Raw genomic sequence first — 23,975 nt, 5'->3', positions numbered from 1 at the left:
CGTACGATCTGCTCACGTTCGGGGGAAGCCGTGAGGGACCGTAGGGGGAACTGTGACGTACGGGGACCGAAGACTGCTGCACGCCTGCTGCGCCGTACTCGTGGGCGGGCTGGTGGCGACCGGGTGCGCCGGCGGCGCCGACGACGGGAAGAGACCCGACGGCAAGGGGAGTACGAGCGCGGCACAGGGACCGACCAAGGCGCCGACCACCGCCCCGGCCCCCACCCCGACCGCCCTCGACTTCACCCCGGACCCCCAGCGCGCGCCGAAGACCGAGGCCGAGGCCAGACGCCTCGCCCTCGCCGTCGTCGCCGGGCCCGACGCCTGGGCCCCGGGCTACGTCAAGCGCACCCCGTACCTCAGCGACCCGGACTACTGGCCCGTCCTCGGCGCCAACTGCTCCTGGGAGACCGGCACCCGGCCCGCGGACGTCCTCGCCAGCGTCACCGCCTACAGCGAGATCCCGGCGGCCGGCGGCAAGGGCGTCCTGCGGGTCGCCGCCACCGTCACCATCCACCGCACCGAGTCGGACGCGGACTGGGAGATGGCCGAAACCCTGGAGGAGGCACTCCGCTGCCCCGACCAGAAACTCCGCGACGGCGAGCGCATCACCGGGCTCATGTCGCTCGGCAACCCCTTCGGCGTCGGCGGCAACGTGTCCGCCGACGACGCCCTCCGTGAAGGCGGCTTCTACCTCAACGACGCGGTGAAGGGGAAGCAGCCCTACAGCTGGTACCAGTCCCGGATCGGCCAGGTCACCGTCGCCACCGTCGTCAAGGGCGCCCCCGGCTACACGGAGATGGACGACGGCATGGCCACCGGCACGAGCCAAGCGCAGATCCAGGCCATCGTCACCATGGTCGAGCGCGCCAAGGATCAGCTGGAGGTCCAGCCGTGAACCCCACCGCCCCGCAGCCCAGGCCCGAGCCCGGCGCCCTTCAGCCGCTGCTGCCCTCCGACCCGTCGGCGATCGCCGGGTACCGGCTCCTCGGCCGCCTCGGCGCCGGCGGCATGGGCGTCGTCTACCTCGGCCGCACTGCCGCCGGCGAACTCGCCGCCGTCAAGGTCACCCACGCCGACCAGGCCGACCAGCCCGACTTCCGGGCCCGCTTCCGCCGCGAGGTCGAGGCCGCCCGCCGGGTCTCCAGCCCCTGGGCCGTCCCCGTCACCGGCGCCGACCCGGACGCCCCGGAACCGTGGATGGCCACTGCCTTCGTCGCAGGCCCCTCCCTCGGCGAGGCCGTCACCGCGCACGGCCCGCTGCCCGAGCGGAGCGTCCGCCTCCTCGGCTGGTCCGTCGCCCGCGCCCTCGCCGCCGTGCACGCGGCCGGACTCGTCCACCGGGACGTCAAGCCCGGCAACGTCCTCCTCGCCGTCGACGGCCCGCGCCTCATCGACTTCGGCATCGCCCGCGTCACCGGCGAGACCGCGCTCACCGCCACCGACATGGTCGTCGGCACCCCCGGCTTCCTCGCCCCCGAGCAGGCCGAGGCCCGCACGGACGCCATCGGCCCGCCCGCCGACGTCTTCGCCCTCGGCTGCCTCCTCGCGTACGCGGCGACCGGCCGGCCCCCGTTCGGCACCGGCGCCGTGGACGCCCTGATGTACCGGACCGTCCACGACGAACCCGACCTCACCGGCGTCCCCGAAGGACTGCTCGACCTCGTCCGCGCCTGCCTCGCCAAGGACCCCGGAGGGCGGCCCACCGCGGCCGAGATCGGCGTCCGGCTCGTCGAGGACAACCCCGGCGACGGCGCCGAATGGCTGCCCGCCCCCGTCGTCCGGACCATCGCCGAACGCTCCGCCCGGATGCTCGCCCTCCCCGAGATCGACGTCACCGAGGCCGGCGGCACCACCGCCCCGGACCAGCCCGTGAAGAGCAGACGGGGCTTCCTGCTGCTCGCCTCGGGCGCCGCAGTGCTGGCCGTCGGCGGCGGCGCGGCGGCCGTCTGGGCGGGGCTGGGGGACGACGACGAGACCGATGGCAAGAAGCCCGCGCCGCCCCGCACCCGTTGGGCGATCGGCGTCCTCGCCGACCTCTCCGGCCCCGCCAAGGAGATCGGCCGGGCCCAGGAGCGCGGCGCGCGCCTGGCCGTCGAGCAGTTCAACGCCCGCAAGGACAAGCCCTTCACGCTCGACCTCAAGGTCGTCGACGACCGGGGCGACGCGTCCCGGGCCCCGGCAGCTGCCGAGGCCCTCACCACCGACCCCGGGGTCCTCGCCGTCCTCGGCCCCACCAGCGACGCCGTCGGCCAGGCCGTCCTGCCCGCCTTCGAGGGGGCCGGGATCCCGCTGATCACGGTCTCGGTCGGACACAACCTGCTCACCCTGAGACCGGACTCCGCGCGGAACGAGACCTTCCTGCGTGCCATCCCGAACCACATCAGCGCGGGCACCCACCTCTCCTTCGCCGCCACCCTGCTGCCCCAGATCCGCCGCCCCGGGGTCCTCGAGGACCGGACCGAGGACCACTACAGCTGGCAGGTCACCGGCGGCGTGCGCTTCGGCTTCGGGCAGGCCGGCATCGCACCGCACTTCCGGGTCGTCCCCGCCCACGCCGACGCCGCCGCGTACCGCCGCGTGCTCGGCGAGATGATCGACGCCGGCATGGACGCGTACGTCCACTGCGGAGTCACGGAGACCGCCGTCCACGCCGCCCGCGCCCTGGTCGCACTCGGCTTCACCGGGCCGAGGTTCACCGGCCAGGCCGTCTTCGGCCAGGACTTCCTCAAGCAGGCCGGAGCCTCCGCCGAGGGCTGGTTCGTGTGCGCGCCCGTCGCCGACCCCACCACGCAGAAGACGGCCGCCGCCTTCGTAGCCGCCCACCGCAAGCGGTTCGGGACGGCCCCCGCGTACTACGCGGGAGAGTCGTACGACGTCGTCACCATGACGATCCAGCAGCTCACGGCCCAGTCGAAGGCGGGCGGCAAGCCCGCCCGCAAGGGCCTGTGGGCCGCGTTGCGCAAGCAGAAGTACACCGGCGCGATGGGCGGTTACTACTTCAACGAGTTCGGCGACCTGGGGATGGGCGGCACCTTCGTCTTCGCGGTGCAGAACGGCGCGTACAAGCCGATCGGCTCCGCGCCGCTGCTGCCGAACAAGCCCACGAAGAACGACAAGAAGGTCTGACCCGTGCAGCCGCTCCGCAAGGCCGACCCGTCGACCCTCGCCGGCTACCGGCTCCTCGGGCGGCTCGGCGCCGGCGGCATGGGCGTGGTCTTCCTCGCCCGTTCCGCCGGCGGGACGCTCGCCGCGCTCAAGCTCATCCGCGCCGAGCACGCCGCCGACCCCGGTTTCCGGGAGCGGTTCCGCCGCGAGGCCCGCGCCGCCGAGCGCATCACCGGCCGCTGGGTCGTCCGCGTCCTCGGTGCCGACCCGGAGGCCCATGAGCCGTGGCTGGCCACCGAGTACGTGCCCGGGCCCTCGCTCGCCGAGGCCGTCGGCCTGCACGGTGCCCTGCCCGAGCCGACCGTCCGGGCCCTGGGCGCCCGGCTCGCGGACGCGCTCGCCGACATGCACGAGGCCGGGCTCGTCCACCGGGACGTCAAGCCCGGCAACGTCCTCCTCGCCCTCGACGGGCCTCGTCTCATCGACTTCGGCATCGCCCGGTCCGCCGGCGCGACCGCCCTGACCGCCACCGACGCGATGATCGGCACCCCCGGCTTCCTCGCCCCGGAGCAGGCCCGCGTCGCCGGAGCGGGCGAGGTCGGCCCGGCCAGTGACGTCTTCTCGCTCGGCTGCGTCCTCGCCTACGCGCTCACCGGCGAACGGCCCTTCGGTGCGGGCGCGGTGGCGGCCGTCGTCTACCGCACCGTCCATGAGGAACCCGACCTCGACGGCGTACCGGACACCCTCCTCCCGCTGGTCACCGCCTGCCTCGCCAAGGACCCGGCGGACCGGCCCACGGCGGCCGAGGTGCGGGCGGCGCTGGGGGACGCCGACGGCCCGGCGGGGGACTGGCTGCCGCCCGGCCTGCCCGCGCTGATCGCCCAGCGATCCACCCGGGTCCTGGACCTGCCCGTCGCCGAGCCGACCGTGCTCACGCACACGGAGCAGCCCACGGGGGTCTCGCGGCGACGGGTCCTGATGGCCGGTTCCGCCGCCGTGGCGGGCGCGGGCGGCCTGACCGCCTGGCTGCTGACCCGCGCTCCGGGCGGGGCGGGCGCGGGAGCGGGGGGCCCCGCCGCCCCGCTCGCCACGTACACGATCGGGATCCTCACTGACCTGAGCGGCCCCACCAAGGCGGACGGCCGGGGGCAGGAGCGCGGCATCCGGCTGGCCGTGGAGGAGTTCAACGCCCGCCGGGACCGGCCCTTCGACGTACGCCTGCGGGTCGAGGACGACGGCGGGAGGCCGGAGCGCGCCAAGGCAGCCGCTCTCAGTCTGCTCAAAGACCCCCAGCTGGTCGGGGTCCTGGGGCCGACGGCCGCGTCGACCGCCGTGGCCGCCGGCAGCGAACTCGCCACCCGCCCGGTTCCGTTGGCGAGCGTGATCGCCGACGTGCCGGCCACCAGACTCAGGGGTCAGGGCGGGAAGATCACCTACTTCCAGCCGCGATCCGTCCAGGACCTGATGACCGTGCCCTTCGGTCGCTATCTCTCCGAGCACGGGGCCGTCCGGACCGCCATCGTGGAGGACCGGGCCGCCGGCCGGTACAGCTGGTACGCCGTCAAGAGCCTGAACGAGTACCCACCGTCGGGGGGCAAGGGCGGGGTGGTGACCTCGCACCCCGTCGAGGCAGACAGCGAGGACTTCGGTCCCGCCGTACGGGCCGCCCTTGCGACCGACCCGCAGGGCGTGATGTTCGCGGGGATGTCGCCGCGCCGGGCCGCGCTGTGTGCGAGGGCCCTGCGTGACCAGGGGTACCGGGGGCCCTGCGGCAGCGTCGAGTACGTGCTCCAGCCGGAGTTCCTCACCGTCGCCGGTCCGGCTGCCGAGGGCTGGTTCTTCGGTACCAGCTACGTCGACCCCGACGGGCTCCCGGTGGCGAAGGAGTTCACCGCCGCGTACCGGAAGCGCTGGGGCCTCCCCGGCGGGACCCCCTTCGACCGGTTCGCGGTGGAGGCGTACGACCTCGCCAACTGGGCGCTCCAGGCGCTGCGCGAGGCCGCCGCGAACAACGCCGGGTCCGTGGCCTCGGGTGTCCGGAACAGCCTCCTGCAGACGCCGTACGAAGGGCTCGCGAAGACGTACGTGGCCCGGACGACCCAGGACAGCCCCACCGCCATGGCGGGTCTCTTCCTCTGGCAGGTGGAGGGCGGGGTGCCCCGGTTCCTCGGGGAGTTCGCCGAAGCGGCGGCCAAGGGGACGTGACGGATACGCGAAGGGGCCCGGTCCGTACGTACGGACCGGGCCCCTTCGCGTACGCGCGCGTGCTACCCGACCACCGTCCAGGTGTCGTTCCCCGCGAGCAGCTGGCCCAGGTCGCCCTTGCCGTGCCGCTCCACGGCGGTGTCGAGCTGCTCGGCCATGAGCGTGTCGTAGACCGGGCGTTCGACGGACCGGAACACCCCGATGGGGGTCTGGTGGAGGGTGTCGGGGTCGGCGAGGCGGGAGAGGGCGAAGGCCGTCGTCGGGGTGGTGGCGTGGGCGTCGTGGACGAGGATCCGCGACGCGTTGTCCGGGGTGACGGTGACGACCTGGAGGTCGCCGGTGGCCGGGTCGCGGACGACGCCCTTCTCGTCCTCGGCGCCGAAGCGGATCGGCTGCCCGTGTTCGAGGCGGATGACCGCCTCCTTGGCCTGGTCCTTGTCCTTGAGGACCTCGAAGGCGCCGTCGTTGAAGATGTTGCAGTTCTGGTAGATCTCGACGAGCGCGGTGCCGTTGTGTTCTGCGGCCTGGCGCAGCACCTCGGTGAGGTGCTTGCGGTCGGAGTCGACGGTGCGGGCGACGAAGGACGCCTCCGCGCCCAGGGCGAGGGAGACCGGGTTGAAGGGCGCGTCGAGGGAGCCCATCGGGGTCGACTTGGTGATCTTGCCGACCTCGGAGGTGGGCGAGTACTGGCCCTTGGTGAGGCCGTAGATCCGGTTGTTGAAGAGCAGGATCTTGAGGTTGACGTTGCGGCGGAGCGCGTGGATCAGGTGGTTGCCGCCGATGGAGAGCGCGTCGCCGTCGCCGGTGACGACCCAGACGGAGAGGTCGCGGCGGGAGGTGGCGAGACCGGTGGCGATGGCCGGGGCGCGGCCGTGGATGGAGTGCATCCCGTAGGTGTTCATGTAGTACGGGAAGCGGGAGGAGCAGCCGATGCCGGAGACGAAGACGATGTTCTCCTTCGCCAGCCCCAGTTCCGGCATGAAGCCCTGGACGGCGGCGAGGACCGCGTAATCACCGCAGCCGGGGCACCACCGCACCTCCTGGTCGGACTTGAAGTCCTTCATGGACTGCTGGGCCTCGGCCTTGGGCACCAGGCTCAGCAGCGTCTCCGTGGGCTCAGGCATCGATGGCCTCCTTGAGGACGGCGGCGAGCTGCTCGGCCTTGAACGGCATGCCGTTGACCTGGGTGTGGCTGCGGGCGTCGACGAGGTACTTCGCCCGGACCAGGATGGCCAGCTGGCCCAGGTTCATCTCCGGGACGACGACCTTCTCGTACCGCTTCAGGACCTCGCCGAGGTTCTTCGGGAAGGGGTTGAGGTGGCGCAGGTGGGCCTGGGCGATGGGCTTGCCCGCGACCCGGAGGCGGCGGACGGCCGCCGTGATCGGCCCGTAGGTGGAGCCCCAGCCGAGGACCAGGGTGGCGGCGCCGTCCGGGTCGTCGACCTCCAGGTCGGGGACGTCGATGCCGTCGATCTTGGCCTGCCGGGTGCGGACCATGAACTCGTGGTTGGCGGGGTCGTACGAGATGTTGCCGGTGCCGTCCTGCTTCTCGATGCCGCCGATGCGGTGTTCGAGGCCGGGGGTGCCGGGCACGGCCCAGGGGCGGGCGAGGGTCTCCGGGTCGCGCTTGTACGGCCAGAAGACCTCGGTGTCGTCGTCGAGCGTGTGGTTCGGGCCGGTGGCGAACAGCGTCCGCAGGTCGGGGAGCTCCCCGACGTCCGGGACGCGCCACGGCTCGGAGCCGTTGGCGAGGTAGCCGTCGGAGAGGAGGAAGACCGGGGTGCGGTAGGCGAGCGCGATCCGGGCCGCCTCCAGGGCCGCGTCGAAGCAGTCGGCGGGGGTCCTGGGGGCCACCACCGGCACCGGGGCCTCGCCGTTGCGGCCGTACATGGCCTGGAGGAGGTCGGCCTGCTCGGTCTTGGTCGGCAGGCCGGTGGAGGGACCGCCGCGCTGGATGTCGACGATCAGCAGCGGCAGTTCCAGGGAGACGGCCAGGCCGATGGTCTCGGACTTGAGCGCCACGCCGGGGCCGGACGTCGTCGTCACCGCGAGGGAGCCGCCGAAGGCCGCGCCGAGCGCGGCGCCGATGCCGGCGATCTCGTCCTCGGCCTGGAAGGTGCGCACGCCGAAGTTCTTGTGCTTGGACAGCTCGTGGAGGATGTCCGAGGCCGGGGTGATCGGGTACGAGCCGAGGTAGAGCGGCAGGTCGGCCTGCCGGCCTGCGGCGATCAGCCCGTAGGAGAGGGCCAGGTTCCCGGAGATGTTGCGGTACGTGCCGGTGGGGAACGCCCGGGTCGCGGGGGCGACCTCGTAGGAGACGGCGAAGTCCTCGGTGGTCTCGCCGAAGTTCCAGCCGGCCCGGAAGGCGGCCACGTTGGCCTCGGCGATCTGCGGCTTCTTCGCGAACTTCTGGCGAAGGAAGGTCTCGGTGCCCTCGGTGGGCCGGTGGTACATCCACGAGAGCAGCCCGAGCGCGAACATGTTCTTGCTCCGCTCGGCCTCCTTCCGGGACAGACCGAACTCCTTCAGCGCCTCGACCGTCAGCGTCGTCAGCGGCACCGGATGCACGTGGTACGCGTCCAGGGAGCCGTCTTCCAGGGGCGAGGCCGCGTAGCCGACCTTGGCCATGGCCCGCTTGGCGAACTCGTCGGTGTTGACGATGATCTCGCCGCCGCGCGGCACGTCCCCGATGTTGGCCTTCAGCGCGGCGGGGTTCATCGCGACCAGCACGTTCGGGGCGTCGCCCGGCGTGAGGATGTCGTGGTCGGCGAAGTGCAGCTGGAAGGACGAGACGCCCGGCAGGGTCCCGGCGGGTGCCCGGATCTCGGCCGGGAAGTTCGGCAGCGTGGAGAGGTCGTTCCCGAAGGACGCCGTCTCCGAGGTGAACCGGTCACCCGTGAGCTGCATACCGTCACCGGAGTCGCCCGCGAACCGGATGATCACCCGGTCGAGACGGCGCACTTCCTTCTCGGTGCCGTGGTGGGGCGCCGCCGGGGCGCTGCGCTGCTCCCCGACCAGGGCCTCACCGGCCTCGCTACTGACCTGGCTGGTCACTGAACTGGACCTCCCTCGCGGCAAGGGGACTCTCCGCCGGAGGCGGGAGAAGGCTCGGGATGCGGTCGGCTGATCACCGTCCGTCCCGAGGCCCACCCTACGACGGCAGGGAGGGCCCTCCCGGGACTTCTCACATGACGGACCTCTTTTTGAGACGCCCTCTTGCTATGAATTGTCACGTTCTGCCGCCACCCGGAGTGTTCCGGAAAGTCGGATTCCGCCTTATCCCCGGTCGAGAGTCAGGCTATCTGACAGGGTGTCAGATGATCAGGACTTCAGATACGTCAACACCGCAAGTACCCGGCGATGATCACCGTCACTCGGAGAAAGGCCCAGCTTCAGGAAAATATTGCTGATGTGCTTCTCCACCGCGCCGTCGCTCACCACCAGCGCCTTCGCGATCGCCGAGTTCGTCCGGCCCTCCGCCATCAGGCCGAGGACCTCGCGCTCCCGCGGGGTCAGGTTCGCCAGCACGTCCTGCTGACGGCTCCTGCCCAGCAGCTGCTGCACCACCTCCGGGTCCAGGGCCGTACCGCCCCCGGCGACCCGCACCACCGCGTCCACGAACTCGCGGACCTCCGCGACCCGGTCCTTCAGCAGATAGCCCACACCCCGGCTGGAACCGGCCAGGAGTTCGGTGGCGTACTGCTCCTCCACGTACTGCGACAGCACGAGCACCCCGAGTCCCGGGTACTCCTTCCGGAGCCGCACCGCCGCCCGGACGCCCTCGTCCGTGTGCGTCGGCGGCATCCGCACGTCCGCCACCACCACGTCCGGCAGCGCCCCCTCGCCCGCGAGCTCCGCGACGGTCTCGACGAGCGCCTCGCCGTCCCCGACCCCCGCGACGACCTCGTGCCCCAGGTCGGTCAGGAGCCTGGTCAGCCCTTCCCTGAGCAGGACGGAATCCTCGGCGATGACCACCCGAACCCGCCCCGCCACGTCTTGCACACCCACGCCGTGAAGCCCCCATGTCCGATCTTCCGATGAGGCCCTCAGCATGGCACCAGCCCGCCGCCCCGTGGGGCGAACGGGCCGCCCGGTCGCCTACGCCCGCCAGGGCAGCTCGACCGTCACCGTCGTGGGGCCGCCGGCCGGCGAGTCCACCGCGAGGACCCCGTCCACCGCACCCACCCGCCCGGAGAGCTTCGCGAGCCCCGCCCCGGCGCCCACCACCGCCCCGCCCGTCCCGTCGTCGCGCACCTGGATCATGAGCCGGTCGCCGGAGCGCCACACGTCCACCCACGCCCGCCGCGCCCGCGCGTGCCCGGTGACGTTGCGGAGCAGCTCGGAGACCGTGAAGTACGCGATGCCCTCGATCGCCGGGACCGGCCTCGCCGGCAGGTCCACGTCGACCGAGACGGGGACCGAGCAGCGGGAGGCGACCGCGGAGAGCGCCGCGTCGAGACCCCGGTCGGTGAGCACGGCCGGGTGGATCTCCCGGGCGAGGTCCCGCAGCTCCTTCAGTGCGAGCTTCACCTCGCCGTGCGCCTCGTCGACGAGCACCGCGGCGGCCTCCGGGTCCCGCGCCAGCTTCTCCTTCGCCAGCCCCAGGTCCATGGCGAGCGCCGCCAGCCGGGCCTGCGCGCCGTCGTGCAGGTCGCGCTCGATGCGCCGCAGGTCCGCCGCGGCGGTGTCGACGACCACGCCCCGGTCCGACTCCAGCTCCGTGACACGCGACGCCAGCCGCGACGGGCCGAGGAGCCCGGAGACGAGAAGCCGGTCGACGCCGACCAGCCCCCGCAGCACCCACGGGCCCACCAGCACGAACAGCAGCCCGACCGCGCTGGTCACCGCGATCTCGAAGGGCGAGTCGAGGTAGAAGTCGTGCGTCCCGTCGCCGTACAGCTGGAGCCCGTCCTGCCCCGCGTACACGGGGAAGACCCACTGCCACAGCGGGTACGTGAACAGGCCCCAGCCCCAGGTCCAGAGCGCCAACGCCACGGAGAACGAGAACACCGCCCACGGCATGTGGAGGACCGCGTACAGCAGGTGCCGCCACGAGGCGCCGCTCTTCAGCATCGCCCCCATCCACGAGAACGCCCCGCCGGTCCGACCCTTCACCCGCTCCGGGGCGGCCACGTCGAGCCCCAGCAGACCGCGCGCCCGGGCCCGCTCCACCACCCCGAAGCCCCGGCACATCGCCAGCGCCCCGGCGAGGATCGGTACACCGAGGAAGGTGATCAGCAGTCCCGCGCCGGCCGACACGAAGGCGACGGAGAGCGCGAACCAGCAGACGCTGAGCGGCAGCCCGATCAGCACGTATCCGAAGGCGCGCCAGGTGCGGGCCTCGAACGGCGCGCGGATCGCGGCGGGGAGGCGGTGGGAGGCCATCGCGGTCGTCCTTCTCTCTTCGGGGGCTCAGGGCTCGGTGGGGCTGTGGGCTCGGGCGGCCGACGGGGCGGGCCGGTGGGCTGCGGGCCCCGGGTTCCCGGGGCCGCGGCTCCGGGACCGAGGGGTCCGGCGGTACGTGCTCCAGCCTCCCGTTTCGCCTTGCCCCGGACCATGAGGCGGGTGGGCGTCTCCGGGCGGGGGTTTTCCCTACCCCGGGCCCGGGGGCCCGGCCCCGAGAGGGGTCACGCGGCCGGGCGGGAGCGCCACGGCAGCTCCGCCGTGACCGTCGTGGGGCCGCCGTCGGGGGAGTCGAGGACCAGCAGGCCGTCGACGGCGCCGAGCCGCTCGGCGAGCCCCGCGAGCCCCGTACCGCCGTCGAGCCGCGCCCCGCCGGCCCCGTCGTCCCGGACCTGGAGCAGCAGCCGGTCGTCCGCCCGCCACACGTCCACGGAGGCCGAGCGGGCCCGCGCGTGCTTGGACACGTTCTGCAGCAGCTCGGAGACCGTGAAGTACGCGATGCCCTCGATGGCCTCCGCGGGCCGCTCCACCAGGTCCACGTTCACCTTCACCGGCACCGTGCAGCGCGCCGAGACGGACGAGAGCGCGGCGCCGAGACCCCGGTCGGTGAGGACGGCGGGGTGGATGCCGCGGGCGAGGTCCCGCAGCTCCTGGAGGGCGAGCTTCACCTCGCCGTGCGCCTCGTCGACCATCACCGCGGCCGCCTCCGGGTCGGCGAGCAGCTTCTCCTTCGCCAGACCGAGCCCCATCGCGAGGGCGACCAGCCGGGCCTGCGCGCCGTCGTGCAGGTCCCGCTCGATGCGCCGCAGATCGGCCGCGGCGGTGTCGACGACCACGCCCCGGTCCGACTCCAGCTCGGCGATCCGCCGCTCCAGCTCGTCGGAGGGCGACAGCAGCCCCCGCACCATGCCGCGGTCGGCGTTCGACAGGCCCCGGGCGAGGAAGGGCAGCACCGGCCACAGCACGAGGAGGGAGACCAGCCCGATGGTGAACGTCACGATCCCCCAGGGCAGCCGGATCAGCCCGTACAGCTGGGTCCGCCAGGCCACCGGGTCCTTCAGCGAGGTCCACAGCCAGGGGAAGAAGCCGCCGCGCCGCGGCAGCGGGGACGGCTCCGCGACCCGGACCCCGAGCAGGGCGCGGGCCCGTGCCCGCTCCGAGCGGCCGATCCAGCGCGCGCCGCCGAGTCCGAGGGCGAGCAGCGGAAGCCCGATGACGGTGACCGAGAGGGCGACGCCGAGCAGGACGCTCACGACCGCGTAGACGAATCCGGCCAGCACCGTGAAGAGATTGGAGAGGAGGAAGGCGATCTCCTTCCAGGTCTCCTTGCCGTAGGCGAGCCGCAGCGGCGGACGGGGGGCATCGGTGGAGTCGGGGGACTCGACGGGATCAAGATCGGCGCTCATGGTCCCCAGACTGCCGGTCGACGGCGGCGCGACGCCATGGGGGAGGTGGGTGAGGTGGAGGGGGGATAACCCCACCCGCGACTGCTTACGGTCTCTTTAGCAGGGCCTACACTCGCGTGCGTACAGAAGTGACTCATGAGACACCGAGACCGAGGGGCGGACGTGCGGGAACCGACCGTTGTCGCGGCCGACGCGGCGGACTACTTCCAGACGTACTCCGTCGTCGGCCTGCTCGCCGTCGTCGGCGTGCTCTTCGTCGCCGTGGCCTTCACGGCCAACCGGCTGCTCAGGCCCGTCGTGCCGACGCCCGAGAAGCTCCTCACCTACGAGTGCGGTGTCGACCCCGTGGGGGAGGGCTGGGCGCACACCCAGGTCCGCTACTACGTCTACGCCTTCCTGTACGTCGTCTTCGCCGTCGACTCGATCTTCCTCTTCCCCTGGGCGACGGTCTTCGCGGCGCCCGGCTACGGCGCCACGACCCTGGTCGAGATGTTCGTCTTCCTCGGCTTCCTCGCCGTGGGCCTGCTCTACGCGTACAGGAAGGGCGTCCTGTCATGGACGTAACACCCCTGCCCACACCCCTGCCCGCTCCGAAGCTGGGGCCGCTCGCCCGCCTCGCCCCCGAGCCCATGAAGGTGGTCCTGAACTGGGGCCGCCGCTACAGCCTGTGGGTCTTCAACTTCGGCCTCGCCTGCTGCGCGATCGAGTTCATCGCCGCGTCGATGGCCCGGCACGACTTCATCCGGCTCGGCGTGATCCCCTTCGCGCCCGGCCCGCGCCAGGCCGACCTGATGATCGTCTCCGGCACGGTGACGGACAAGATGGCCCCGGCCGTGAAGCGCCTGTACGAGCAGATGCCCGAGCCGAAGTACGTCATCTCCTTCGGCGCCTGCTCCAACTGCGGCGGCCCCTACTGGGACTCGTACTCCGTCACCAAGGGCGTCGACCAGATCATCCCCGTCGACGTGTACGTACCGGGCTGCCCGCCCCGCCCCGAAGCGCTGCTCCAGGGCATCCTCAAGCTCCAGGAGAAGATCGCCCGGGAGAACCTGGCCGAGCGGTACGCGACCGCCGCCTCCGTCTCCCAGCTGACGAGCCCCCTGGTCCCGCCGCCGGGAGGCACGGCATGAACGCGTACGACTCCCTCCCCGGCTCCGTGACGGAGGTGTTCGGCGAGGAGGCGACGGCGGAGCTGGCGTACGACCTGCTGACCGTCGACGTCCCGCCGGCCTCCTGGATCGCCGCCCTCACCACCGCCCGCGACGAGCTGGGCTGCACCTACTTCGACTGGCTGAGCGCCGTCGACGAGCCGGGCACCGGCTTCCGCGTCTGCGCGCACGTGGTCTCGCTCGCGGGCGGCCGCCCGCGCCGCCTCCTGGTCCGCACGACCGTCCCGCACTCCGCCCCCGTCCTGCCCACGGCCATCGGCGTGTACGCGGGCGCGGGCTGGCACGAGCGCGAGACCCACGAGATGTTCGGCGTCGACTTCACCGGCCACCCCCACCTCGTCCCCCTCCTCCTCCCCGAGAACTTCGAGGGCCACCCCCTCCGCAAGGACTTCGTCCTCGCCGCCCGCGTCGCCAAGGCGTGGCCCGGCGCCAAGGAGCCGGGAGAGTCCCACGACGGCGGCCCCAAGCGCCGCCAGATGCTCCCGCCCGGCGTGCCCGACCCCAACGAGTGGGGCCCCCTCAAGGGCCAGCTCCCCCCGGCCCCCGCCCGCCCCGCCCGCACCGCCGCCGGCGACCGCCCCGTCCGCGCCGCCGCCGGCGACCGCCCCGTCCGCCGCGCCCGCTCGGTATCGGAGGGCTCGGCCAGCCAGGCCGCTGCCCCGGCCCCGGAGGCCCAGGCCCCGGAGTCCGCCGCGACCCCCGACGCCCCGGCGGCCCGCCCGCCGCGCCGCGCCCGCTCGGTGACGGAGGGCTCGGCCAGCCAGGCCGCGGCCGCTGCCCCGGCCGCCGCCCCGGCCCCGGAGGCCCAGGCCCCGGAGTCCGCCGCGACCCCCGACGTCCCGGCACCGGAGCCGGACGCCGCGGCCGACGCCCCGGCGGCCCGTCCGCCGCGCCGCTCCCGCTCGGCGGCCGACGGCTCGGCGAGCCAGTCCCCCCGTATGGAGGGGGCCGCCCCGGCCGCCCCGCGTACCCGCAGCTCCGACGCCCCGTGGCACCACGCCCGCCCGGCGTTCGACGAGGCCCCGGCGGCCGAGGCCGAGCCTGAGGCCCCGGCGCCCGAGGCCGAGCGTGAGGCCCCCGAGGCCGAGCCCGAGGCCCCCGAGCCCGAGGCCCCGGGCACCGCGCCCGAGCCGCCGGCCCCCGCGGCCGCGCCGCCCGTGGACGCCGAGTCCGATGATCCGTCCGCCCCGAGGGGCGGGAACGACCCGACCGAATCCGCCGGAGGCGATCCCGCGTGAACGACGCACTCGACGTCGCCGTACGGCTGCTGATCCTGCTCGTGGTGTTCCTGGTGCTGCCGCTCGTCGTGGGGCAGACGGAGCACAAGGTGATGGCGCACATGCAGGGACGGCTGGGCCCCATGTACGCGGGCGGGTTCCACGGCTGGGCGCAGCTCGTCGCGGACGGGGTGAAGTTCGCGCAGAAGGAGGACGTCGTGCCGGCCGAGGCCGACCGGCGGGTCTTCCAGCTCGCGCCGGCCGTCGCGCTCCTCCCGTACCTCCTCGTGCTCGTCGCGATCCCGATCGGGCCGGGCGAGGGCGCGGTCGGCCAGGTGGTCGACGCGGGCATCTTCTTCGTGCTGGCCGTGATGGGCGTCGGCGTGCTCGGCAGCCTGATGGCCGGCTGGGCGTCGGCGAACAAGTTCTCGCTGCTCGGCGGTCTGCGGACGGCCGCCCAGCTGCTGGCGTACGAGCTCCCGATGCTGCTGGCCGCGGCGTCCGTCGCGATGGCCGCCGGCACCGTCTCCCTCCCCGGCGTCCTGAACGCCTTCGAGTGGTGGTGGGTGCCGTGGCAGATCGTCGGCGCGGTCGTCTTCTTCGTGGCGGGTCTCGCGGAGCTCCAGCGGCCCCCGTTCGACATGCCCGTCGCCGACTCGGAGATCATCTTCGGCGCGTACACCGAGTACACCGGCCTCCGGTTCGCGCTCTTCCTGCTCGCCGAGTACGCCGGCATCGTCGTCCTGAGCGGCCTCACCACCGTCCTGTTCCTCGGCGGCTGGCACGGCCCGTTCGGCGCCGACGGCCTCGGCTGGGTGTGGACCCTCCTCAAGACCGCCGTCCTCGCGTTCGTCGTGATCTGGCTGCGGGTGAGCTATCCGCGCCTGCGCGAGGACCAGCTCCAGAAGCTCGCCTGGACGACCCTCGTCCCGCTCGCGCTCGCGCAGATCGCGCTCACCGGCATCGTGAAGGTGGCGATCCAGTAATGGCCCCCGGTCTCCCGCCCTCCCGGCCCCGCATCCCCGGATCCGGCCTCGCCAAGGGCCTCGCCGTCACCCTCCGCACGATGACGCGCAAGACCGTCACCGCGCAGTACCCGGAGGTCCAGCCCGAGCTGCCGCCCCGCACCCGCGGGGTCATCGGCCTGTTCGAGGAGAACTGCACGGTCTGCATGCTGTGCGCCCGTGAGTGCCCCGACTGGTGCATCTACATCGACTCCCACAAGGAGACGGTGCTGGCCGCCGCCCCCGGCGGCCGCGAGCGCAGCCGGAACGTCCTCGACCGCTTCGCCATCGACTTCTCGCTCTGCATGTACTGCGGTATCTGCATCGAGGTGTGCCCGTTCGACGCGCTGTTCTGGTCGCCCGAGTTCGAGTACGCGGAGACCGACATCCACGAGCTCACCCACGAGCGCGACAAGCTCCGCGAGTGGATGTGGACCGTGCCGGAGCCGCCCGCGCTCGACCCGCGCGCGGAGGAACCGAAGGAGATCGCCGCGGCCCGCAAGGCAGCGGAGAAAGCCGCCGCCGCGGCCGCCGCGGCCGAGGCCCAGGAGGACCAGCAGTGACCCCCGCCGACGCAGCGCAGCAGACGCAGGGCTTCCTCTCGCCCTCCGGCGTCGAGATCGCCTTCGTCCTCGTCGGTCTCGTGACCCTCGGCGCGGCCCTCGTCACCGTCACCACCCGCCGGCTCGTGCACGCCGCGCTCTGGCTGGTCGTGGCGCTCGGCGGCCTGGCCGTCGAGTATTTGCTCCTGACCGCGGAGTTCATCGCCTGGGTCCAGGTGCTGATCTACGTCGGCTCCGTCGTCGTCCTCCTCCTCTTCGGGCTGATGCTCACCAAGGCGCCCATGGGCCGCTCCCCGGACGCCGACTCCGGCAACCGGCCGGTGGCCCTCGCGGTCGCCGTGCCCGCGGCCGTCGCCCTGGTCTGGGTGGTCGTCGACGCCTTCCGCACGACGTGGATCGACCTCGACGGCGCCGTCCAGGGCTCGACCGAGGCCACCGGCGCCGTCCTCTTCCGGCACTGGGTGCTGCCCTTCGAGGCCCTCTCGGTGCTCCTCCTCGCGGCGCTGGTCGGCGCGATCGTCCTCTCCCGGAAGAAGGAGCAGGAGCGCTGATGCACCTCGCCTACCCCGCCGTCCTCGCCGCCCTGCTCTTCTGCGTCGGCCTGTACGGCGTCCTCGCCCGCCGCAACGCGATCCTGGTCCTGATGTCCGTCGAGCTGATGCTCAACGCCGTCAACCTCAACCTGGTCGCCTTCGACGTCTGGCTCCGCGACACCCTGCACGCCGGCCAGGCCCTCACCCTCTTCACCATCGCCATCGCCGCCGCGGAGATCGGCATCGGCCTCGCGATCATCCTGATGGTCCACCGCAACAAGGGCACCTCCGACATCGACCGGCTCCGCGACACGGCGGAGCACGACGAGTCCCCGGACGGCGTGCCCGCAGACGAGACGCCCACCGGCGAGAAGGCCGAGGCCACCGCGTGACCACCACGACCCTGGCCGTCCTCGTCCCCCTCCTGCCGTTCCTCGGCTCCGTCGCCGGACTCCTCCTGGGCCGCACCGCGCCCGGCTTCGTCCGCCCGCTCGCCGTGCTGCCGACGCTCGCCGCGGCCGTGCTGGCCGTCCTCGTCGCCGTCCGCCAGGGCGGCGGGAAGACCATCGAGGCCGCCACCCAGCTCACCCCGACCGGCTCCGTCCCCATCGACCTGAGCCTCTACATCGACGGCTTCGCGGCCCTCGTCGCCGTGCTGGTCGGGGTCGTCGCCACCTGCGTGCAGATCTACTCGACCGGCTACCTCCGCGAGGACCCGCGCTACCCCTCGTACGCCGCGCTCGTCTCCCTCTTCACCTCCGCGATGCTGCTCGTCGTCTACTCGGGCGACCTGATGGTGCTGCTGGTCGGCTGGGAGATCATGGGCATCTGCTCGTACTTCCTCGTCGGCCACTACTGGGAGACCCCCGAGGCGCGCGCCGCGTCCCTGAAGGCGTTCCTCGTCACCAAGCTCGGCGACGTCCCCTTCCTCATCGGTCTCTTCGCCCTCGCCACCGACGCCGGCACCTTCCGGATCACCGGCGTCCTCGATGCCGTCGCGAGCGGCGGCATCGACCACCCCACACTGGTGGCGCTGCTGCTGCTCGCCGGTGTGGCGGGCAAGTCCGCGCAGTTCCCGCTGCACACCTGGCTCCCGGACGCGATGGCCGGCCCGACCCCCGTCTCCGCGCTCATCCACGCCGCGACGATGGTCGCCGCCGGCATCTACTTCACCGCCCGGCTGCTGCCCGTCTTCGCCGCCTCGGCCGCCGCGATGACCGTGCTCGCCGTGATGGCCGCGGTCACGATGGTCGGCTCGGCGCTCGCCGCGCTCGCGCAGGACGACATCAAGCGGGTCCTCGCCTACTCGACGATCGGCCAGCTCGGCTACATGGCCGGCGCCCTCGCCGTCGGCGACCGCGGCGCCGCCGTCTTCCACCTCCTGTCGCACGCCGCCTTCAAGGCGCTGCTGTTCCTCGCCGCGGGCACGGTCATCCACGCCGCCGGCACGAACTCGCTCACCGCCATGTCCCGCATGAGCGGCCTGGCGAAGCGCGTCCCCGACGCCTACTGGACGATGACCGTCGCCCTCCTCGCGCTCGCCGCGATCCCGCCCTTCGCCGGCTTCTTCTCCAAGGAGGCCGTCCTCGTGGCCGCCGAGCACACCGCGCTCGGCGAGCGGGACGTCGCCCCCGCCGGGGCCGGCTGGACCGTCCTCGTCGCGGGCCTGCTGACCGCCCTGCTCACCGCCGCCTACGCGCTCCGCCTGTGGCTGCGCACCTTCCGCGGCCGCGGCGCCGAGGCACCGGACCACGGGCGCCAGCCGATCGCGATGACGGCCGTCCTGTGGGTGCTCGCGATCCCGTCGCTGGGCTTCGGCCTGTCGGCGTCGTACCTCGACGACTGGTTCGACGGGAACGCCCTCACCCCGACCCTCACCACGGCCGTGCTGGGCACGGGCCTGGCCGTCGCCGGGGCGGTGATCACGTACGCGGTCTGGCGCACCCTCGCCGCCCGGACGCCCGTGGCGGCGCCCGTCCCGCACGTCGCCCACCCCGAGGCCGAGGCGGGCCTGGTCGAGGCCGAGGCGCTGCGCCTGCCGCATCCCGCGCTGGACCCGGCCGACCCCGGCCGCGCCCTCCTCGGGCCGCTGCACCGCCCGGCCGCCGACGGCTTCCACCTGGACGCCGTCTACCGGGCCGCGTTCGTCCGCCCCGTCCTCGCCGCCGCCTCCCTGGTCCGCTTCCTGGACCGCGAGGTCGTCGACACCTACGTCCGCGGCGCCGCCGGCACCGCCAAGGGTCTCGGCTGGCTCGTCCGCCGTGCCCAGACCGGCAACGTGCAGACCTACCTGAGCGCCCTGCTCGCCGGCTCCGTCGTCCTGGCGATCGCCGCCGTCGCCCTCGCCAACGCCGTCGCCGGAGCGTGAGCCGTGATCGATATCAGCGAATCCGTGATGCAGTTCCTTCTCGTGTTGATCGTCGCCGGCCCGCTCGTCGGCGCGGCCGCGGCCCTCCTCCCGGCTCCGCCGGGGCTGAAGGGGAAGTCGCCCGACCAGGCCGTGCTCCGCCACGGCGTCACCGTCACCGGCGTGATCCTGCTGGCCGCGATCGTCCTCGCGCTCGGCTTCGACCACGACCACCCGTCGACGATGCAGGCCACGACGGACATCAGCTGGATCAAGGCGCTCGACGTGCGCATCCACCTGGGTGTCGACGGCATTTCCCTCCCCCTCCTGGTGCTGACCGCGCTGCTGACCTTCCTCTGCGCGCTCTACAGCTACTTCAAGATGCCCGCGGGCCCGTCCCCGAAGGGCTTCGTCGCGCTCCTGCTCGTCCTGGAGTCCGGCACCCTCGCCACCTTCGCCGTCCTCGACCTCGTCCTGTTCTTCCTGGCGTTCGAGATGGTCCTCGTCCCGATGTACTTCCTCATCGCCCGCTGGGGCGGCGTGGGCCGGCAGGCCGCCGCCTGGAAGTTCATCCTCTACACGCTGCTCGGCTCCGTCGTCATGCTGCTGGGCCTGCTCCTCGTCGGAGTGAAGGCCGGCACCTTCGACATGCTGGCGCTCGCCGCTGACAACGGCCGCGGCCTGACCACGTCCGTGCAGGTCATCGCCGTTCTCGCGATCGGTCTCGGGCTCGCCGTGAAGACCCCGATGTGGCCGCTGCACAGCTGGCTCCCGGACGCCCACACCGCCGCCCCCACGGTCGGCTCCGTCCTCCTCGCCGGCGTGCTGCTCAAGATGGGCACGTACGGCTTCGTCCGGATCGTGCTGCCGATCGCCCCCGACGGCATGCGGACCTTCGCGCCCTACCTGGCCGCCTTCGCCGTCGCCGGGATCATCTACGGATCGCTGGCCTGCCTCGCGCTCGTCCGGCCCGGCAGCAAGGGCGACCTGAAGCGCCTGATCGCGTACTCCTCCGTCGGCCACATGGGCTTCGTACTCCTCGGCATCGCCACCATGACCCCCACCGGCGTCAACGGCGCGCTCTTCGCCAACATCGCCCACGGTCTCGTCACCGGCCTGCTGTTCTTCCTGGTCGGCGCGGTGAAGGACCGGTACGGCACGGCCGACCTCGACACCCTCGCCGGCGCCACCGGCGCCGCGCTCTACGGCCGCGCCCCGCGCCTCGGCGCCCTCCTCGCCTTCGCCGCCGTCGCCTCCCTGGGCCTGCCCGGCCTGGCGGGCTTCTGGGGCGAGATGCTGGCCCTGTTCGGCGCCTTCGAACCCGCCGCGGGCCTCAGCCGCCCCGCCTTCCTCACCTTCATGGCGATCGGCGCCTTCGGCACCCTGCTCACCGCCGCCTACCTCCTCCTCGTCGTGCGCCGCGTCTGCATGGGCGGCCCGCGGCCCGTCGGGGAGACGGCGATCGCCGACGTCCAGGGGTACGAGTTCGCCGCCTGGACCCCGCTCGTCGCCCTCACCGTCCTCGCCGGACTCTGGCCCGCCGTCCTCCTCGGCCTCACCGACCCGGCCGTCCAGCAGCTCCTCGCCGGAGGCACCCAGTGACGTCGTCGCTCGTCCAGTCCGTCGACTGGCTCACGATCGCGCCCCCGACCCTCACCGCCGTGGTCGCGCTCGTCGTCCTCGTCGCCGACCTCTTCGTCCCCCCGGAGCGCAAGCGGCTCCTGGGCTGGACCGCGATCGGCGGCCTCACCGCCGCCCTCGCCCTGCTCGTCCCGCTGCGGGCCGGGGACCGCGAGACGTTCTGCCTCACCGCCGACACCCAGGTCGCGGCGTGCAGCTACACCGCCGACCGGTTCACCGTCGTCATCCAGCTGCTCGTCCTCGGCGGCGCGCTCCTGACGGCGCTGCTGTCGGTCTCCGAGACCCGCGAGAAGCTCCCGGCCGGCGAGTACTGGTTCCTGCTGCTGTCCTCGGCGGCCGGCGCCGCCCTGCTGCCGGCCTCCCGGGACCTGGCGACCCTCGTGGTCGCCCTGGAGGTGGCCTCGCTGCCGGCCTTCGCGCTCGTCGGCCTCAAGCGGGGCGACCGGATGTCCGGCGAGGCCGCGCTGAAGTTCTTCCTCTCCTCCGTCACCGCGACCGCCGTGACCCTGCTCGGCGTCAGCTTCGTGTACGCGGCGACCGGCACCCTCCACCTCACGGAGATCGCCCAGCGTCTCGACGACGTTCCCGGGCAGCTCCAGACGCTCGCCGAGGCGGGCGTCGCTCTCACCCTGGTCGGCTTCGCCTTCAAGACGGCCGCCGTCCCCTTCCACTTCTGGGTGCCCGACACCTACGTGGGCGCCCCGCTGCCCGTCGCCGCCTACCTCTCGGTGGTCGGCAAGGCCGTCGGCTTCACCGGGCTCATCCTGGTGACGGTCGTCGCCTTCCCCTCGTACGCGGACGTGTGGGGCCCGGCGCTCGCCGTCCTCGCCGCGGTCACCATGACCGCCGGCAACGTCGCCGCCCTCCGCCAGGTCTCCACGCGCGCGTGGAGCGCGGTCCGGCTGCTCGCCTGGTCCTCCGTCGCCCAGGCCGGCTACCTCCTGGTGCCGATCGCCGCCGCCGCGTACTCCAGCGACGACCAGATCGGCGCCACCGTCGCGTACGCCCTGATGTACGCCGTGGTGAACCTCGGCGCCTTCGCGGTCGTCGCGCTCGTCGCCCGGACCCACCCCCGCAACCGGCTCGCGGACTACCGGGGGCTGTACGCCGCCAGCCCCGCCGCCGCCCTCGCGCTGGGCTTCTTCCTCCTGAACCTGGCCGGACTGCCCCCGGGTATCATCGGCCTCTTCGCCAAGGTGACCGTCTTCTCGGCGGCCGTCGACGCGGGCCTGGGCTGGCTCGCCGTGATCATGGGCCTCAACGTCGTGATCGGGCTGTACTACTACCTGCGCTGGACGGCCCTGCTCTTCCGCACCCCGGAAGGCGCCCCCGTCCGCCACCGGGCCTCCGCGCCGGTCACCCTGGCGATCGGGCTGACCGCCGCCACCGCGGTCGTACTGTCCGGCTACCCGCAGTTCGCCCTCCGCTTCGCGGCGACGGCCCTGTTCTGACCCCCCACAGAGAAACACCGAGGAGCAACACCCCGTGCTGAACGGATTCAAGGACTTCATACTTCGCGGGAACGTCATCTCGATGGCCATCGGTCTGGCCGTCGGATCGGCGTTCACGGCCGTGGTCACCGGCTTCAGCAAGGCGTTCATCACCCCGCTCATCGGTCTGGCCACCGGCTCCGTCGGCGACTTCAGCGAGGCCAGCTTCAAGATCCAGGGCACCGTCTTCCCGTACGGCCTGGCCATCGCCGCGATCATCGCGTTCGTCATCACGGCCGCCGTCCTGTACTTCCTGATCGTCGTCCCCATGACCAAGATCCAGGACAAGTTCGCCAAGGCCGAGGCAGCCGACCCCAAGTCGGAGAAGCGCGACTGCCCCCGCTGCTTCACCGAGATCCCGGCCATCGCCTCCCGCTGCGCCCACTGCACCAGCGAGGTCGAGCCCGTCGCCACCAGCCTGGAGAAGCTCGCCGTCCCGGCGGCCCGCTGATCACCCGAACGGCCGACATCGCCCCCGGTGCGGCCGGGGGAACCCGAACCTCTCGCCTGGCGTTGACCAGTACGGAAGGGTCCACTGGAGGTGGGCCTCCCCCCGGACGACGTCCGGGGGAGGACGACCACGAAGCAAAGGGTTCCCCTGCCGCACCACTTGGAGGGCGTACCGTGCACCGCCGGCACAACGGGCTGAGGACCGCCGTACTCCTCGGAGGGCTCTCGGCCCTCATCATCGTCATCGGCAGCTTCTTCGGACGTACGGGGCTGATCGTCGCGCTGTTCGTGGCGCTCGGCACCAACGCGTACGCGTACTGGAACAGCGACAAGCTGGCCCTGCGGGCCATGCGCGCCCGCCCGGTCAGCGAGTTCGAGGCGCCCGCGCTCTACCGGATGGTGCGCGAGCTCTCGACCCAGGCCCGGCAGCCCATGCCCCGGCTCTACATCTCGCCGACCCAGGCGCCCAACGCGTTCGCCACCGGCCGCAACCCGCGCAACGCCGCCGTCTGCTGCACCGAGGGCATCCTCGCGATCCTCGACGAGCGCGAACTGCGCGGGGTCATCGGCCACGAGCTGAGCCACGTCTACAACCGGGACATCCTGATCTCCTCGGTCGCCGGAGCGCTCGCCTCCGTGATCATGTTCCTGGTCAACTTCGCCTGGCTGATCCCCGTGGGCCGCTCCAACGACGACGACGGCCCCGGCATCCTCGGCTACCTCCTGGTCCTCATCCTCGGCCCGATCGCCGCCTCGGTCATCCGGCTCGCCATCTCCCGCTCCCGCGAGTACGAGGCCGACGCCTCGGGCGCGCAGCTCACCGGCGACCCGCTCGCCCTCGCCAGCGCCCTGCGGAAGCTGGACGCCGGCACCAAGCAGCTTCCGCTGCCCCCCGAGCCGCGGATCGAGACCGCGAGCCACATGATGATCGCGAACCCTTTCCGCCCCGGAAAGGGAATGTCCAAGATGTTCTCCACCCATCCGCCGATGGCCGAGCGCATCGCCCGGCTCGAACAGATGGCAGGTCGCCGCCCGTGAAGACAATCCTCAACGTCATATGGCTGATCCTGTGCGGATTCTGGATGTTCCTCGGCTACATGCTCGCGGGCGTCCTGCTCTGCATCACGATCATCGGCATCCCCTTCGGGCTCGCCGCCTTCCGTATCGGCATCTACGCCCTCTGGCCCTTCGGCCAGACCGTCGTCGACCGCCGCGACGCGGGCGCGCCCTCCTGCGTCGGCAACGTCCTGTGGCTGATCCTCGCGGGCTGGTGGCTCGCCCTCGGCCACATCACCACCGGCATCGCCCTCTGCATCACGATCATCGGCATCCCGCTCGGCATCGCGAACTTCAAGATGATCCCGGTCTCGCTGCTGCCGCTCGGCAAGGAGATCGTCCCCACCGACCAGGCTTACGGCTACCAGGCCCGCTGAGGCCCC

Annotated in this window: 21 protein-coding genes; 16 read left to right on the top strand and 5 right to left on the bottom strand. The window is 72.8% G+C overall.

Annotated features, from left to right (window positions below):
* Positions 1-52 precede the first annotated feature (52 nt).
* The 3 genes from ACFVZH_RS11565 to ACFVZH_RS11555 are packed head-to-tail and all read left to right on the top strand — an operon-like array spanning position 53 to position 5,313.
* Complete coding sequence (locus ACFVZH_RS11565) at positions 53-898, top strand: hypothetical protein (RefSeq protein ID WP_384895700.1); 846 nt, start codon at positions 53-55, stop codon at positions 896-898.
* Positions 895-3,129: a bifunctional serine/threonine-protein kinase/ABC transporter substrate-binding protein gene (locus ACFVZH_RS11560; protein WP_384895698.1), complete on the top strand. Its 2,235-nt coding sequence runs from the start codon at positions 895-897 to the stop codon at positions 3,127-3,129. The genes ACFVZH_RS11565 and ACFVZH_RS11560 overlap by 4 nt, the downstream gene beginning before the upstream one ends.
* Positions 3,130-3,132: 3 nt before the next feature.
* Positions 3,133-5,313, top strand: a complete 2,181-nt coding sequence (locus ACFVZH_RS11555) for a bifunctional serine/threonine-protein kinase/ABC transporter substrate-binding protein (protein ID WP_384895696.1) — start codon at positions 3,133-3,135, stop codon at positions 5,311-5,313.
* A gap of 62 nt (positions 5,314-5,375) precedes the next feature.
* On the opposite strand, the gene ACFVZH_RS11550 is transcribed toward ACFVZH_RS11555, so the two are convergent.
* The 5 genes from ACFVZH_RS11550 to ACFVZH_RS11530 form a co-directional block, all read right to left on the bottom strand.
* Positions 5,376-6,437: a 2-oxoacid:ferredoxin oxidoreductase subunit beta gene (locus ACFVZH_RS11550; RefSeq protein WP_384895694.1), complete on the bottom strand. Its 1,062-nt coding sequence runs from the start codon at positions 6,435-6,437 to the stop codon at positions 5,376-5,378.
* Positions 6,430-8,367, bottom strand: coding sequence for a 2-oxoacid:acceptor oxidoreductase subunit alpha (locus ACFVZH_RS11545; RefSeq protein WP_384895692.1), 1,938 nt, complete (start codon positions 8,365-8,367; stop codon positions 6,430-6,432). The genes ACFVZH_RS11550 and ACFVZH_RS11545 overlap by 8 nt, the downstream gene beginning before the upstream one ends.
* Positions 8,368-8,634: 267 nt before the next feature.
* A complete protein-coding gene (locus ACFVZH_RS11540; protein WP_384895948.1) occupies positions 8,635-9,306 on the bottom strand; it encodes a LuxR C-terminal-related transcriptional regulator in 672 nt (223 codons plus the stop codon).
* Positions 9,307-9,411: 105 nt separating this feature from the next.
* Positions 9,412-10,698: a sensor histidine kinase gene (locus tag ACFVZH_RS11535; protein ID WP_384895690.1), complete on the bottom strand. Its 1,287-nt coding sequence runs from the start codon at positions 10,696-10,698 to the stop codon at positions 9,412-9,414.
* A 242-nt stretch (positions 10,699-10,940) separates the two neighbouring features.
* The gene (locus ACFVZH_RS11530; protein ID WP_384895688.1) at positions 10,941-12,122 is read right to left on the bottom strand and encodes a sensor histidine kinase; all 1,182 of its coding nucleotides are present in this window, start codon (positions 12,120-12,122) and stop codon (positions 10,941-10,943) included.
* A 135-nt stretch (positions 12,123-12,257) separates the two neighbouring features.
* On the opposite strand from ACFVZH_RS11530, the gene ACFVZH_RS11525 reads away from it, so the two are divergent.
* From ACFVZH_RS11525 to ACFVZH_RS11465, 13 genes are all read left to right on the top strand, one after another.
* Positions 12,258-12,686, top strand: coding sequence for an NADH-quinone oxidoreductase subunit A (locus ACFVZH_RS11525; protein WP_384895686.1), 429 nt, complete (start codon positions 12,258-12,260; stop codon positions 12,684-12,686).
* Positions 12,677-13,252, top strand: a complete 576-nt coding sequence (locus ACFVZH_RS11520; RefSeq protein WP_384895684.1) for an NADH-quinone oxidoreductase subunit B — start codon at positions 12,677-12,679, stop codon at positions 13,250-13,252. The genes ACFVZH_RS11525 and ACFVZH_RS11520 overlap by 10 nt, the downstream gene beginning before the upstream one ends.
* Positions 13,249-14,529: an NADH-quinone oxidoreductase subunit C gene (locus ACFVZH_RS11515; RefSeq protein WP_384895682.1), complete on the top strand. Its 1,281-nt coding sequence runs from the start codon at positions 13,249-13,251 to the stop codon at positions 14,527-14,529. The genes ACFVZH_RS11520 and ACFVZH_RS11515 overlap by 4 nt, the downstream gene beginning before the upstream one ends.
* The gene (locus ACFVZH_RS11510) at positions 14,526-15,494 is read left to right on the top strand and encodes an NADH-quinone oxidoreductase subunit H (RefSeq protein WP_384895680.1); all 969 of its coding nucleotides are present in this window, start codon (positions 14,526-14,528) and stop codon (positions 15,492-15,494) included. The genes ACFVZH_RS11515 and ACFVZH_RS11510 overlap by 4 nt, the downstream gene beginning before the upstream one ends.
* A complete protein-coding gene (locus ACFVZH_RS11505) occupies positions 15,494-16,075 on the top strand; it encodes a NuoI/complex I 23 kDa subunit family protein (RefSeq protein WP_384895678.1) in 582 nt (193 codons plus the stop codon). Before ACFVZH_RS11510 ends, ACFVZH_RS11505 begins: the two co-directional genes overlap by 1 nt.
* Positions 16,072-16,626 carry an NADH-quinone oxidoreductase subunit J gene (locus tag ACFVZH_RS11500; RefSeq protein ID WP_384895676.1) on the top strand — a complete coding sequence of 185 codons (555 nt, stop codon included), beginning with the start codon at positions 16,072-16,074 and terminating at the stop codon, positions 16,624-16,626. Before ACFVZH_RS11505 ends, ACFVZH_RS11500 begins: the two co-directional genes overlap by 4 nt.
* A complete protein-coding gene (nuoK, locus tag ACFVZH_RS11495; RefSeq protein WP_384895674.1) occupies positions 16,626-17,000 on the top strand; it encodes an NADH-quinone oxidoreductase subunit NuoK in 375 nt (124 codons plus the stop codon). Before ACFVZH_RS11500 ends, nuoK begins: the two co-directional genes overlap by 1 nt.
* Positions 16,997-18,976 (top strand): NADH-quinone oxidoreductase subunit L, encoded by a 1,980-nt coding sequence (locus tag ACFVZH_RS11490; RefSeq protein WP_384895672.1) that lies wholly within the window; start codon positions 16,997-16,999, stop codon positions 18,974-18,976. Before nuoK ends, ACFVZH_RS11490 begins: the two co-directional genes overlap by 4 nt.
* Positions 18,977-19,003: 27 nt before the next feature.
* On the top strand, positions 19,004-20,557 hold the full coding sequence (locus tag ACFVZH_RS11485) for a NuoM family protein (RefSeq protein WP_384895946.1): 1,554 nt from the start codon (positions 19,004-19,006) through the stop codon (positions 20,555-20,557).
* Positions 20,554-22,047, top strand: coding sequence for an NADH-quinone oxidoreductase subunit N (locus ACFVZH_RS11480; RefSeq protein WP_384895670.1), 1,494 nt, complete (start codon positions 20,554-20,556; stop codon positions 22,045-22,047). The genes ACFVZH_RS11485 and ACFVZH_RS11480 overlap by 4 nt, the downstream gene beginning before the upstream one ends.
* A 34-nt stretch (positions 22,048-22,081) precedes the next feature.
* A complete protein-coding gene (gene mscL, locus ACFVZH_RS11475; protein ID WP_384895668.1) occupies positions 22,082-22,537 on the top strand; it encodes a large conductance mechanosensitive channel protein MscL in 456 nt (151 codons plus the stop codon).
* Positions 22,538-22,710: 173 nt separating this feature from the next.
* Positions 22,711-23,574, top strand: coding sequence for a zinc metalloprotease HtpX (gene htpX, locus ACFVZH_RS11470; RefSeq protein WP_384895666.1), 864 nt, complete (start codon positions 22,711-22,713; stop codon positions 23,572-23,574).
* A complete protein-coding gene (locus ACFVZH_RS11465; RefSeq protein ID WP_384895664.1) occupies positions 23,571-23,969 on the top strand; it encodes a YccF domain-containing protein in 399 nt (132 codons plus the stop codon). Before htpX ends, ACFVZH_RS11465 begins: the two co-directional genes overlap by 4 nt.
* The last annotated feature ends 6 nt before the right edge of the window (positions 23,970-23,975 follow it).

Origin of the sequence: Streptomyces sp. NPDC059534 (assembly GCF_042743475.1) — a bacterium.
Taxonomy (GTDB): Bacteria; Actinomycetota; Actinomycetes; order Streptomycetales; family Streptomycetaceae; genus Streptomyces.
Note: the sequence above shows the minus strand (reverse complement) of the source record. Positions and strands in the feature narration are given on the sequence as shown.